Source organism: Vibrio sp. Vb0888, assembly GCF_033338835.1.
Taxonomy (GTDB): Bacteria; Pseudomonadota; Gammaproteobacteria; order Enterobacterales; family Vibrionaceae; genus Vibrio; species Vibrio alginolyticus.
The window spans coordinates 114,883-130,589 of record NZ_JAWOTL010000003.1 but is presented as its reverse complement, the minus strand read 5'-3'; the positions used below and the strand labels follow the sequence as shown (position 1 = coordinate 130,589).

General features: G+C 44.1%; 3 protein-coding genes. All 3 read right to left on the bottom strand.

The window, feature by feature from the left end:
* Positions 1–10 precede the first annotated feature (10 nt).
* The 3 genes from R7P72_RS06630 to R7P72_RS06620 are packed head-to-tail and all read right to left on the bottom strand — an operon-like array spanning position 11 to position 15,629.
* Positions 11–1,324: an HlyD family type I secretion periplasmic adaptor subunit gene (locus R7P72_RS06630; protein ID WP_021033865.1), complete on the bottom strand. Its 1,314-nt coding sequence runs from the start codon at positions 1,322–1,324 to the stop codon at positions 11–13.
* On the bottom strand, positions 1,321–3,492 hold the full coding sequence (locus R7P72_RS06625; RefSeq protein ID WP_170893815.1) for a type I secretion system permease/ATPase: 2,172 nt from the start codon (positions 3,490–3,492) through the stop codon (positions 1,321–1,323). Before R7P72_RS06625 ends, R7P72_RS06630 begins: the two co-directional genes overlap by 4 nt.
* On the bottom strand, positions 3,489–15,629 hold the full coding sequence (locus R7P72_RS06620) for an Ig-like domain-containing protein (protein ID WP_318110391.1): 12,141 nt from the start codon (positions 15,627–15,629) through the stop codon (positions 3,489–3,491). Before R7P72_RS06620 ends, R7P72_RS06625 begins: the two co-directional genes overlap by 4 nt.
* Positions 15,630–15,707: the final 78 nt, after the last annotated feature.

Here is a 15,707-nt window from a genome sequence, read left to right as displayed (position 1 = left end):
ATCCTTATGTCTATCTTTCTCTGAGCGAATTCTCTTTCGCACGTAATATAGGTTTTAACCAATAATTCAGTACTGTTTTTTCTCCTGTAAGAATGTCTACCACAACCTGCATTCCCGGGATGATCGTAAACTTATCATCAACCTTGAAAGTAACGTTGGCACGGTAGTAGGCATTGCCCTCTTCATTTTGAAGTGCATCGGCGCTTACGTAGGTCACTTCTCCTTCTAGGCCTCCGTAAATGACAAAGTCATAGGCAGACAACTTTACCGTTGCCGGCAGGCCAGGCCTTATGAAGGCGATATTCTGAGGAGAAATTCTCGCTTCAACGATTAACGTGCTATTACGAGGGACTATTTCTAAAATAGGCTCACCCGGCTTAACCACACCTCCGATGGTTCTGACAAAAACATCTTTGATGGTTCCATCGACCGGAGAAAGTAACTGCGTTCGATTCAACTGATCCGCAATCGCCTGACGACTTTCATTGAGCTGCGCTAGTTGCGTCACAACTTCATTGAGCTGCCCTTGTGCCTCTGCCCTAAAAGCAAGCGCAGTACCACGATAATCTGCGATGGATTCAGAATACACAGCCCTTTGCTTTTGGGCAGCAGCTTGTGAACTCGCGATGTCTCCTTTGAGCTTTATAACGTCTCTATTCAGTTTTAATAATTCCACTTCAGCCACCGCGCCACTAGAAACCACCTCTCTCAACATATCTCGCTCTTTCGAGACAATAACCAGACTGCTTTTTAGTGTTTGAATGGTATTCAAGGTATCTAGATAAGCTTGCGATTGTTGCTCAATTCGCAATTTAGCCTCCTCCAGCTCAGACTCCAGTTGGCTCAACCGCTCAAGATAGTTTGCTTTGGCATTCAGATAGGCAGAGTGGCCGGTCATCGAAATATCAAATGGCTGAGGCTCGATACTCACTTGTTGTTTCCAATCCAGTTGGAGGCTATTCACTTTTACCGTTTCTAATTCAATTTGAAGCCTCTGCTTTCTGGCGAGCAAAGATTCAACTTGTTCAGAGGTCTCCGAATAGGTCGACTTAAACCTTGTATCATCCAGAATGGCGATGGTTTGCCCCTTAGTGACGCTTTCACCAGGCATGACAAGTAACTCCTTTAGAATGCCGCCCTCTAAGCTCTGAATCGTCTGAACAGACAAAGTAGGAACAACTTTTCCTTCGCCGACAACCACTTCGTCTAACCTCGCCCACGAGGCCCAAATAATCACACTCAGCACTAACGCGGCAGACAACCAAATCAACGTTCTCGAACGGTTTGCTAAATGAGCATTACTCCAACGAACTGTGCTCATCATTGACCTCCTTCGCGTACAATTGATACTGCGCGTACTCTGTTCGTCTTCGCGTTAGACTGTTGTTTAGCAAAAATTTCTTGGGGCGCTCCTTCCCTCAAAATTGCGCCTTTATCAAGCACAACAATTCGATCACAAAGCGATAATAAGGAATGTTTATGAGAGCTAATAATCATCGTCGTCGAGTGCGGCAACGATTTAAGAGCATTAAACAACGCATTCTCAGCTGGCTGGTCTAAGGAACTGGTTGGCTCGTCTAAAATTAATGCTGCTGGGTTTCGATAAAAAGCTCTTGAAATCGCTACAGCTTGCCTTTGCCCCCCCGACAAATAACGCCCTCCTTCTCCGACTTGCGTTTCTAGACCATGAGGAAGGCGACTCATGTACTGGTTCAAACCCGATAATTCTATCGCACGGCGTAATCGTTCTTGATCAATAACATGATGTCCTAATACTATGTTTTCCATAATGCTGCCGTATATAAGATGCGAATCTTGGCTAACCCAACCCGTTTTCTCTCTTATCAATTCGGCGGGCCAAAGCTGACTGTCAATGTCATCAAAATAAACGCTACCCTGTAAGGCACTGAGTTGATTGGTAATAATAGAAAGGAGTGTAGACTTTCCTGCTCCTGCACTACCAATAACGCCAACGCGTTCGCCTTGCTTGATAGTAAGATTAATATCTCTCAAACATGGCATATCAACATCTGGGTATTGGAAGCTCACGTTTTCTAAACGTATATTCCCTGTAAATTCGGCAGACGTAATGACCTGACTGCGTTGCGCCTCCTGAGGTAAAGACATGATAGAATTTAAGCCTTCAACCGCTGTTTTTGTCTGTTGATAGCGAAGTAACAGCATAGCTAACTGGTTAATCGCCCCTGCAGCACGACCGCTAAGCATGACAATAGCAATGAGCCCCCCCATGCTGAGCAATCCCTCAGAAATTCTGTACACGCCTGTTACAAGTAACATTACGGTAATTATCTGCTGGCTAGATTGAATGGAGTAAGCAACGATATTCGAATAGTTTCGCGATTGATTTTGCCAATCAGAAAGCATGGATACCGTTTGCTCCCAACGCTTTTGTGCTTCTCCCGTAGCGTTATTTTGCTTAATCTCTTTTAAAGAGGACAATGAATCAAACAAGTGAGCTTGTCGCTTCATGGATAGTGCAGCACTTTCCGTATGTGATTGTTCTATTTTTGCTTTTACCGCAAAGCCAAGGATCAGCAGGGTAAACATGACGGCAATAGGTATGAACATCATTGCCCCACCTAGCCAACCAATTAAGACTAAAAATAACAACGTAAATGGGAGATCAACTAAGGTCACAAGAGATGCAGAAGTAAAAAAATCGCGAACACTATCAAAATCTTGTAGTTGTCGAGCGAATGCACCGACTGATGCAGGACGGTGTTCAAGTTTCATCCCCATAACTTTAGAAAAAAGTATCGAAGAAAGCTTGTTATCGATGTACTTACCCGCGGTATCAGTGACAACTCCCCTTGCTTTACGCAATAGCCAATCAAAAATAATGATGACGGAGACACCAGCGACCAAAACCCATAATGTACTGAAAGCTTGATTAGGCACTACACGATCGTAAACGTTCATAGTGAAAAGCGGAATAACTAGCGCTAGCGTATTGATAAGGAAAGAGGCAATCAAAAGATCTCGATACCACGGAGACATTTCTTTCACTACGGCGAAAAGCCAATGTTCATTATAATCCGCTTGAATAGAACTTATCCGTTTGTCCAGCTCTGGACGCATAGAAACTTGCCATGCTTGAGGCTGGAATTGATTATGCAGTTCCTCGCTCGTGACGTATTGCGTTTCACCTTGATCTTCACTAAATAACGTGACTTGATAATCGCTGTTATGTCGCTCAGATATAATAGCGGGTTGTAACGTCTTCCTATTGATTACCACCAATGGAAAGCTCAACATTGCGGTGGATTTTAAATCGATTAATGTGAGTTCAAGATCGGCTCGCTCAGCGGCTCTGATGAATAAGTCACTATCCAATCTACCCTCAACAAGAGGTAATCCAGAAAGCACCTTTTTTGTATGGTGTCTAACCTCAAAATAACGCATCAACCAAGTTAACGATTGCCCCCAAGGATCGTTAGTTAGCTCACTTAATGAGGATGAGTGATGCTTCATGACATACCACCTACTAGCAAGTTGTTGTCATCAATCATCTTCTGTAAGACATTTTCTTCGGCTACGCCAGTCGAGTCACCTTTGTAAAGCTGATCGAGAGTGACGCCCTGCATAAGAATCTGTTGTTTTGTCCCCGTCTCTTCTGGTTTTATGTGAAGCGTTACGCCATCATCATTCTCTGTTAAATCGAGCTTATTATCGACTTCTGTTATCGAGGTAGCGGTGATTATCGAGGCGATGTCAATTGTGTCATTATCATCACCAATAACGGATATTTGGAAATCGTTGATCACATCGTACGAGGGCTTTAACTCGTTACCGAGCCCTGAACTGTCAAACTGGAATACATCGCTGCCACTTCCTCCAATAAGCAAATCATTAGCATCTGTCGCAAGTAATGTTTGGCCCCCCTCTTCCACTAAGGCAACATTGACTACCTGAGCAGAACCTTCTGCGACAGTGGCGCCCAGTGTTGCAATCGGTTTTATCGACAACGTAAAATCACTTGCACCGCTAAACCCGCCAACGATGGAAAGATCAGCGACATCCTCTTGATCAACAGCATAAATGCCGTTCAATCTTTCACCATGACTCAACTCTAGATCTGTTGGTAATCCGCGAATCTCCACACTTCCAAACTCTTCGGGTGCAGGGTTGACTAAATTCATGCTCAACCCTAAAGGAATACTCCCAGACGCTTCAGACACAATAGACTGATAATCGGCCGTTAGTGTTGGCTCATCAGCTTCAGGGGTAACAACAATGGTTAGATCGGTGGTTTGCACATCTCCAAAATCGGTTTCGAGTGTCCCTGACACTATCGCTTGATCAAACGTTCTAACATTGAGAGCAACATCCATCGTTCCAAATGCATCCTTCGGAACGAACTCCAAACCTGACACTTCATTTGCTCGCACTAATACCGTCGCCACGGCATTGCCCGCGTCATCGAAGGTAAAGGATGAGAATTGAGTTCCAATACGAATCCTACCTAAGCCTTCCAATGCAGAGGGTTCAGAGCTTGCTTTGATCAACATCGACACTTCTATATATTCGTTGCTATTTGTTTCAAAACCGCTCGCTAAAAAGTCAATCGAAATGGAATCACCTTCATCTCCAGTGAACGTGTTAGAGGTTGTATTCAACGATACATCATCGCCAATCGGTTTTACGCCGACGTTGAACTGAGAAGTGGTATAGTTATAGTCGTTTGATCCAGACTCTTGGGTAATAGCTTGCAGTGTTAGTGAAATATCCCCACTAAAATCTAGTAGCGGTAGAAAGTAAACCTTATCAAGTTGTGCTTGAGTTAGCTGCCACTCCTTGCTCTCACCATCCGTTGAACCGTTATCAGGGAGTAATTCGAACGTCCCATTATTGTCCCAAACCAACACGGCTCCGTCTGGCACTCCTGTCATGACCAAAGACATCGACTCAGAACCATCTTGATCGATTAATGATGCAGATAAGTTTCCTAAATAAATATAATTATCTTCATCACCAACTACGTCTTCTGTTTCCAGAACCGCTTTATCAACCACTGGGGCAACGGTAACGGTAACTTCTGTTGATTTAGTTTGAGTATCTTTCGCACTGTCAGTACTTAAACAACTTCCCGTGACTTCATCAGTAATGTTTGCGTCAACGGAAATAACAAGCTCTCCACTGTAGTTTTCAGGTGGGATTAGCTGAATTTCGTTTAGACGCGTAACATCTGTCACTACCCATGTTCCATCACCGTTGTCAATGAGTAGGCTCGGGTCCACGGCAGTAAACCGCGCATTCTCGTCAGACACCGATAAAGAAACCCAATTGACACTTTCAAGGCCAGTCGCTGCGTCACCTTCTCCAGTAATGGACTGCATTGGCCCTTCACTATCGCCCAATACAAGAGCAAGATTCAGGTTGGTTATAGTATCTTCTTGAACCGTAACTTGGCTTGGTGCTATCGCGATATCATCGACAACAGGAGAGATTTGTACCGTAATGGTCTGAGAGGTTGTTTTCGAGTCACCATCGCATGGGGCCGTTTCTGTCACTTCTAAATTGAAAGTAATGCAACCAGCAAAGTCCTCATCCACGCCAGTAAGCGTCAAGGAAGACAATCCAGCGCTAGAAATTGAATAACCCAACAGATTGCCCGCATTATCATAAGCAGGTATCACACCTTCGCCAGTAAGCTCGACTCCTTCAGGTAAAGAATCTGCGGCGACAAAGAAGGAAACTAAGTTACCATCACTACTCGCTACATCAGGGTTTAAAAACGCCCCAATTGAGACATCTTCACCTTCTTTACCTACAATATCCCCACTTTGAACGCTTCCTGGTTCACCAGGATCAGCACACTGGTCTCCATCTCCTTCATGGCCAGTAATTTGAATTTGGAACTGACCTGTGATGTATTGAGCATCCGTTCCATCTCGAACATACGCTAACACATTCACATCAAGTATCTCTGTATTAGATGGGCTATAAATCGATGCGCTAGCAAGCAAATCTTGAGCGGTTTCCAACACGCTATCACTTGTGATTCCTTCCATTGGAATCAGCCAGTTCCCATCGGCATCTTGAGAAGCACCATTCGGATGAGTAACAATGAGGTCTTGACCCTGCGGTATCTGTAAAACGATGTAATCGAGATACTCTGAACCATCAATATCCGCTTCTGTAAATGTAATGCCTCCACTCACGTCGACAGCAGACCCATCCGTACTTGTGAATACTTCAGTCGCGCCTTCTAAACGTGTTTTGTCAATATCTTCATTACCAATATCCACTTTGCCAGAAACCACGACGCTCAAAGAGCCATTGATTGCCTTTACATCAGTCTCCATCGTCGGAGACGTGTCTGTCACTTCGTACTGAACTTCCAGGCTAAATGTCCCACTTAGGTCTTCATTAGCTTTTACAGTGATTCGTCCACTGTTTAACAACTCAGATAATGTTGCCGAGCTACCATCAAGTAGTTCATTGAGTTCTAACGGTAAGTTACTTTCCTCTACTGCATTACCATCAAAGTAAAGCGTTAAGCCATCTGGAATGGATACAATGGTGTATCCTGTCAAGGACTCACTAGAATCTATATCTTGATTAACGACAGGCTCAAGATTTAGTGTGATGAAATTGTCCTCAATACCATTGCTTTGTAATTCTTGACCGTCAGTTTGATCAACAATAGGTGAGATTTCCATTTCCACTTTAAGAGGGGTTTCAGCAGAATCACCATCCGGCTCTGTTGAAACGACGATAACATCCATGCTCAGTGTTCCACTAAAATCTTGCTCTGTTTTGAGGTAAGTGTTTTCAAGAACAGCGTTTGAGACCTGATAAACTGGCCCCGTTATTGGGTCCACGTAAGCAACTGGAAGAACAATAGGGTCACCATTTACATCTGTCAGTTGTGTTCCCAAAGGGATGTTCTGAAGCAAGATATTAATTTCTTCTGATAGATCGTCGTCTGATGTCTGGATGATAAAATCCAGTTGTATCAGGTTATCTTCGTCTAACGTAGAGAGATTACTAATTACTTTAGTCGCTTGATCATATTGCCAATTCCCCTGTCCACCATCTAGGACAATTGGTTCATCGACCACGCCTTTTAGCTTAATGTCAATGGTTGCAGATTGGCTCTCGGCGGTTTCATTAAGAGGTGCTAAGCCATCAATAGTCGACTCTGTTGAAATGGCGGTTACTTGAAGGGATAGAGATTCAGTAAATGAGCTGATATCCGATTTTGGTTGAAGTAACGCCTCCGAATTGGCTAGAGCATTGGAGGTCACTAGGTAGGTATTAATACCGATAAGCGTAATCCCAGCTCCGACAGGCAATGTCCAACCATCTTGAACTTCTATGCGATAAGACAGAGACTCCGAGCCATCTGTGTCAGTGAGCCGCCCTAAGATGTACTCTTTTAAGTCAATCGCTTGGTCTTCAAGCCCCTGAATGTTTTTAACGGTCAGCGTAGGCACATCGGCATCTGGAGATATATCGATAACAACTTGCTCAGTAATCTCCGCTGTTTTATCTTGCTCATCGGCAAACACACTACCCGACTCAGTCGTTACTGCCGTTACATCAAAAGTAAATCTTCCGGCTAAGTTTTCGTTAGATGTGATTTCAATTTGATCTAACTCGGATTGGCTATACGCTTTCCCTTCCTCAATAGCACTTCCGTTAAGTGTTAATATAAGTCCATCTGGAATATTCGAAATTTGGTAGTGGAGCGTTTCAGAACCGTCTTGGTCAAACTTTTCAGCGACAATATTGAGTGAAAGTGATTCAGCGGAATCTTCAACACTTTGATAAGAAAAGTCCGAATCATTAGACCACTCTGGCAAATCTGCAACCGGTAAAACGTTAACATTTAACGTATTATTGCCTTGTAATACAAAACCATCCGGTTCGACATCAGATACGATTAATGCAGACACTGCTAACGAAACTTTGATAGTGTTGCCCGACAGGTTTAGTGCTGGTTGATAAGTGAGATCACCATTTGGAACAGTGAATATACCCACCCCCATTAGCTCTGTACCAGAAAGACTAATAAATCCGTCATTATCATCATCTTCAAGGCGCGCTCCGTCTAAAAACAGAGCCTCTCCTTGTAGAGATTCAACAGAGATCCTTATCGCTTCAACACGCTCATTATTCTCCGTATCCCCAGGAGAAACTCTAATCGGTAACGCGACTGGCGTAGGGTCTCCACTGTTATTCGCGCCATTATCTTCTAACGTATCTACATTAACGGTTCGAATAAAGCCCCTGGCATCATCAAGAATTAATTGAGCTTCACTGCTTGCTTGGTCACCGTCTGCATCCGTCACAGTTATCGTTAGATCATCAAGCAAACCACCTACAGGCGTATTAACAATAAGCTCGGTAGTTAGCGTAAATGTCCCATCTTGAGCAATAGTCAGCGTTCCATATTTTAAGTTACCATCACTACTATTGATTAAATCGATGGTCCAAGCATCATTGCTAAATACCGAACTCGCCGTATCGTATGTTTCACCTGCATAGGTCAAACTTGAAATCAACGTGCCATCTGAACTGATTAAGTCGGCATTATTGCTAAACCAGTTTCCCGAAAACTCATCCCCCTCGGTAAGTTCAATTTCTATTGGTGAGCTTGTGTCTTCAGGGATATCATCCACTACACTAACGGTATATGTCTCAGCTTCAGACTGGTCGCCATCCTTATCAACGGCATAAATTGAAAAACTGAGTTCTAATGTGTTCTCGTCCGCTGGAACACCGTCAGGTTCATCGTGTTCAAGTGCACGGTATAGATCAAACTCGACAGTCCCATCGGTATTAAATCTAATTCTAAAGACGTCTTGCTCGCTTTCATCTCTTGCATATAACCAACCATTCGAGTCCGGTGAATCAAGCGAAACCAGGCTACCACTACTTGTTTTATAGCCGAGCGCATTGAACATATCGATATTCACGCTCACACTGGCGATAGAGTCTGAACCTTGTAATAGCGTAATGGATGGTGACGAGCCCTCGATGCCAGAATCAAGCGAATCATCATTCAACCCGCTTTCATTGACTGTGATTCCCTCTGTAATTACTAGTTCCGGAAACAAGCCATCATAGACCAGTATGTTGGACTCCGTAGAGATCTCGCTTCCATCAGAATCTCTCGCCACGATGGGCATAGAGATCGACAATTGCGTCCCATCACCTAAAACATGGTCAAGCGAGTGATAAAGCTCTACAGTTACATTAACAGTAGACGTATCATTTGATGGCAAAGAGAAGTCACTAGGTAACGTGACCCTAAATACAACGTCTCCAGTGTCTGAAATTGCGTCAAAGCTTCCATCATTGTTATCGTACCAAGTGACAGCCTCTCCGTTATAAGTAACAGCATCACCAAGCGTAGTTTTGACAGTATCTCCATCATGTATGTCAACACCCAGATACACAATCGGATCGAATGATGACGTAACTATCACATCCGTATTCGCTATGGCTGAAACCCCATCAGGAGCAATGTTTGTATCGACAGGTGTTTCGGTTAACTCGACATTGCCACTATTGATTAGCGCTTGTCCATTGTCGTTATCTATCACATTAATGTCTAAAACGACCGACGTGTTATCTTGGTCTGAGTCCATTGCAGTAACAACGAGAGGTACGTTTGGATCAGTATTTTCTTGTTGGTCGAGAGCCTGAAAAAGCTCAAAGGAGTAGGTAATGTCGCTATTTGCATCAATAGGTAATGAAGCATTGAGGGTAGCTTGAAAGATGGGAATCTGAGTTTGCCTATCTTCGTCAAGAATATAACCATCAAGTGTTTTGCCATCCGCAGAGACTTGATAAAGCACAACTTGTTCACCACTCGTCAACAAGGGTTGTTCAGAGACGATGAACGACAAAGATTCGAGGTAATCACTGCCAACCTCAACTTGAAAATTCCCTGAGCTCAACACACTTCCATTTGAGAGATCAGATTCTTTTACTTCTACCCCATTCAAATTATTTAAAGTTGGGTCTGCGCCATCCTTTAGAACATAGTCAATTTCATTCTCTACAAGCGGTGTGGCATCTAAATCTACGCCACCAATGGTCAACGGGAAAGTGACCGTATCACTGCTATTGAATTGATCGATAGGGTGCTCAACAGTAAGCGAAATTGAAGCTAATACATCGTTACCCGATTCAACGCCACTCAATGTTAACGTAAATACAGTGACACCATTCGCAAATGCTGTAATTTGCTTTCCACTGGAACTTAACGTGTAGCTAAGCTCATTATCAGAGACTGAGCTTGTAAGCCCTAATGTTTCTAACTTAGTAATAGATGACCCACCAAAATACAAACTACTCGGATCCGGGTTGTCAGATCCCGCGACAATATTGACAGTTCCTTCAGAGTTCAATATCGGGCCATCCAAAGGGACTTCTGTTACGTCTATAGTCGCATTGCCTACGTAACCTGCTTGTCCATCACTAATATCAATCGTCGCGTTAGCCAAGCCATAGTCTTGGGAGTCATCTGCAGCTAAATAGCTGAAAGAAACACTTTGCTCGACCGAATGATCTAGGTTTCGACCTGCATCAAACTGCCAAGAGCCATCAGAAAATACGGTTAATTCGCCTTTTTCTAAACTAAAACTTACGGATCCCCCCTCTAGAATTGACTTCTGCTCCCCGCCAGCCTCTACAAATTTCACATAAAGTGTTCCATCAAGATCAATATCATTTTCAAGTAGATTGCCCGTAATTGTTTGATCTTCTAAGACTGAGTATGTGTCATCTCTAATCACCGGATCAGAGTCATAAATAGTAATCGTTAACGGTGCCACAACCGTCTCTTGTGTACCGTCAGCATCACTTTGAATGCTTTCAACCAATACGTTAGTCACCAGCTCATCTTGACCTACACCATGATCAATCGCTTCATAAAAAGTAATTTGAACCGTACCATCATCATTGACTTCTGCTGAGAAAACTAATCGGTCGTCAGTCGATGTTCCTTGTAAGCTCAACCCATCTTCTGCAACAACAACGTTAATAGATTGACCGACCGATGTAAGCGCGCTCAAACTTGGCTGCTCTGCATGCAGTGCTGGCACACCATTTTCTATGTTGATGGCTGCCGAGCTGCTTTGCTCACCAAAAAATCCAACGATATTTTCAGAAAATACCGTTGAACCGGGTAGCACTATTGTCGGCATGGTATCTACCGCGTGGTTGCCGGCGGCATCCAACACTTCTGCTTCAATGGTCCACGTGTTGTTTAGATTGAGAGTGTTTACGTCAATTCCGGTTACTGTCCACGAACCTGATGCATCAACAAGGCCAGTAAAATTCAGCGTGCTGTCTCCGTCACTTACCCGAATCGTCACTGCCAGACCTTGCTCTACACCATTGGTTGTCCCTCTCATTTCCGTGACTATACCCTCACGGAAATCATCAATGGCAAGACCACCGCTAATATAAAAATCCGTATCTATATCAATGGTGGGAGCTGTGGCATCTATGGTCGTAGCCTCATCCATTGCTTTCGCTTGGTTGCCCGCTACATCATTCACGGAGGCAGATACGGTTAACGCCCCATCGGCTAACGTGGATAAGTTCGCCCCTTCGACTTGCCACATACCATCAACGACAACGGCATTGAACGAGAGCATCACCCCTGAGCTGTCTTGAACCGTGACAGAAACCGTCTGACCATTTTCAACATCACTGACTTGCCCTGACAAAGTGACAGATTGGCGCTCTTCAATGTTTAAATAGCCGTCTCCGCCATCGTCAACGTCCACCGTCACACTTGCAAGCGTATCTTTGATGATGGTGTTTTCACTGGTTGCAGGGTTGCCCGCTATATCTATACTCTCAGCAACAACTGTGAGCGTACCTTCAGACAATCCAGAAAGGTCAACGTCGTCCAGAGACCAACTTCCACCAGTCACCACCGTTTCTAAGTTTATGACCGCTCCTAACGAGTCGGTTACCGTAACTTGGATACGCTGGCCATCTTCAATGTTTTCAATCGTCCCTTCGAGGCGAGTAGTCGCGATTTCGTACTGATTTAAATACTCATCCCCTCCACCATCAAAATTGACGTTCACCGTTGCAAGCGTATCTTTAATGGTCGTATCGACGGCGTTCAGGTTATTGCCATAAATGTCAGAAACCACAGAAGTCACCGTAAGCGGCCCTTCAGCAAGAGAAGACAGATCAACGCCTGATAGGGTATAAGCCTCATTCTCTACGGTCGTTGTAACAGTAATGGAATTATTGAGGCTGTCGGTAATGGTGATAGTAACAAGCCACTCATCGCTTATCTTGAGTGCGTCACCTTGAATCGTGACACTAGGAACTTCAAACTGGTTTTCGTATCCATCACCGCCATCAAGAATATCTACTGTTAAAGAGGCATCATCGTTCAAACCTTCAATTGCCTCTAAGGTAATATCCAATGTTACGGAGGTGGTGTCACCGTCTGAATCTGTTGCATTAACTAACAATGGTATATCCAGGATTTGATCTTTTGACAGATCGAAAGAGCGATATAATTCAAAGGAATACTCTATTTCACTAGTCGACTCTAAAGGTAATGTGGATAATAGTTTCGATTGAAAAATATTTACTTCCACCCCACCTTCTAAGATATAGCCAGTAATTGTCGTACCGTCATCAGACAGACGGTAAAGCAACTCACTTTCACTACTCACTAATGTGGGCTGGTTTAATTCGCTAAATCGAAGAGAGTCAACATAATCACTCCCGATATCGAGTTGAAGGCTCCCAGTCTTAAAGATTGTCCCACTTTCTAGATTAATCTCCTCCATTGCAACAACAGTCAAGTTGCTCAACGTAGGATCAACACCATCTTTCAACACGAAATCAATTTCATTCTCTACAAGCGGTGTGGAGTCTAGATCTGTCCCTCCAATGGTCAGCGGGAAAGTGACCGTATCACTACTATTGAATTGATCGATAGGATGAGCAAGAGTAAGCGAGATTGAAGCTAGTACATCGTTACCCGACTCAATGCCACTCAATGTTAACGTAAATACAGTGACACCATTCGCAAATGCTGTGATTTGCTTTCCACTGGGACTAAACGTGTAGCTAAGCTCATTATCAGAGACTGAGCTTGTAAGCCCTAATGCCTCTAACTTAGTAATGGATGCCCCACCAAAATACAAACTAGTCGGATCAGGGTTATCAGAGCCAGCAATCACATTAACACTGCCTTCGGTGGTTAATAATGCCTCTCCCAGAGGTACTTCTGCTGCGTTTATAGTAGCACTGCCTACATAACCCGCTTGGCCATCTATAATGTCGATAGTTGCGGTTGCTACACCGTAATCTTTTGAATCATCGGCTGCGAGATAATCAAAAACGAGACTTTGCTCAACCGTGTGATCTAAGTTGCGACTGGCATTCAACTGCCAAGAGCCATCTGAAAATACGGTTAATTCACCCTTCTCTAGACTAAAACTTACTGAGCCACCATCAGGGACAGACTGGATCTCTCCTCCGGCTCTGACATATCGAATGTACAAGTCACCATCAATATCAATGTCATTCTCCAGTACATTGCCAGAAATGACTTGGCCTTCGGTTACACTATATGACTCATTTGCGATCACTGGGTCGGCATCACTGATGACGATTTCTAGGGGGGCCACAACCGTCTCTTGTGTACCGTCAGCATCACTTTGAATGCTCTCAACCAATAAGTTAGTCACCAGCTCATCTTGACCTACACCATGATCAATCGCTTCATAAAAAGTAATTTGAACCGTACCATCATCATTGACTTCTGCTGAGAAAACTAATCGGTCGTCAGTCGATGTTCCTTGTAAGCTCAACCCATCTTCTGCAACAACAACGTTAATAGATTGACCGACCGATGTAAGCGCGCTCAAACTTGGCTGCTCTGCATGCAGTGCTGGCACACCATTTTCTATGTTGATGGCTGCCGAGCTGCTTTGCTCACCAAAAAATCCAACGATATTTTCAGAAAATACCGTTGAACCGGGTAGCACTATTGTCGGCATGGTATCTACCGCGTGGTTGCCGGCGGCATCCAACACTTCTGCTTCAATGGTCCACGTGTTGTTTAGATTGAGAGTGTTTACGTCAATTCCGGTTACTGTCCACGAACCTGATGCATCAACAAGGCCAGTAAAATTCAGCGTGCTGTCTCCGTCACTTACCCGAATCGTCACTGCCAGACCTTGCTCTACACCATTGGTTGTCCCTCTCATTTCCGTGACTATACCCTCACGGAAATCATCAATGGCAAGACCACCGCTAATATAAAAATCCGTATCTATATCAATGGTGGGAGCTGTGGCATCTATGGTCGTAGCCTCATCCATTGCTTTCGCTTGGTTGCCCGCTACATCATTCACGGAGGCAGATACGGTTAACGCCCCATCGGCTAACGTGGATAAGTTCGCCCCTTCGACTTGCCACATACCATCAACGACAACGGCATTGAACGAGAGCATCACCCCTGAGCTGTCTTGAACCGTGACAGAAACCGTCTGACCATTTTCAACATCACTGACTTGCCCTGACAAAGTGACAGATTGGCGCTCTTCAATGTTTAAATAGCCGTCTCCGCCATCGTCAACGTCCACCGTCACACTTGCAAGCGTATCTTTGATGATGGTGTTTTCACTGGTTGCAGGGTTGCCCGCTATATCTATACTCTCAGCAACAACTGTGAGCGTACCTTCAGACAATCCAGAAAGGTCAACGTCGTCCAGAGACCAACTTCCACCAGTCACCACCGTTTCTAAGTTTATGACCGCTCCTAACGAGTCGGTTACCGTAACTTGGATACGCTGGCCATCTTCAATGTTTTCAATCGTCCCTTCGAGGCGAGTAGTCGCGATTTCGTACTGATTTAAATACTCATCCCCTCCACCATCAAAATTGACGTTCACCGTTGCAAGCGTATCTTTAATGGTCGTATCGACGGCGTTCAGGTTATTGCCATAAATGTCAGAAACCACAGAAGTCACCGTAAGCGGCCCTTCAGCAAGAGAAGACAGATCAACGCCTGATAGGGTATAAGCCTCATTCTCTACGGTCGTTGTAACAGTAATGGAATTATTGAGGCTGTCGGTAATGGTGATAGTAACAAGCCACTCATCGCTTATCTTGAGTGCGTCACCTTGAATCGTGACACTAGGAACTTCAAACTGGTTTTCGTATCCATCGCCGCCATCAAGAATATCCACCGTTAATATAGCATCGGGATTCAACCGCTCAGGAGCCTGAGTCTCAGAAGTTGGGTTTTCTCTTTCTTGCACTGCTGGCCTAGTAACATAGCCATTAGAAACGAGTTGCTCAGGTAAAACAGCGCGAATATAGGCAACAAAACTTAACCCACCAGAAGACTCACTAAAATCTCGAACGCTCTGATTAAAAGTGGATTCAATACCGTTTTGAGAAGCAATTAAAAGATCATTCGAACTCGATTCATCCTCACTTGTTATATCTTCATTAAATGCAATATCGAGAATGTCAGTATTAAGAACAACCACCTCTACTTCTGGAACTAATTGTTCGTTAGGCAACATTTGGATCCAAGAACCGTCACTTAAAACCGCCCAAAGAACATTACCGACTTGAATGTAGAGTATTGGCTGCATAATTCGCCCCATATGAAACAACGAACTTTAAGTATGGTCGACGAATGTGACTGTTCAAATGAAACTAGAAAAAACATG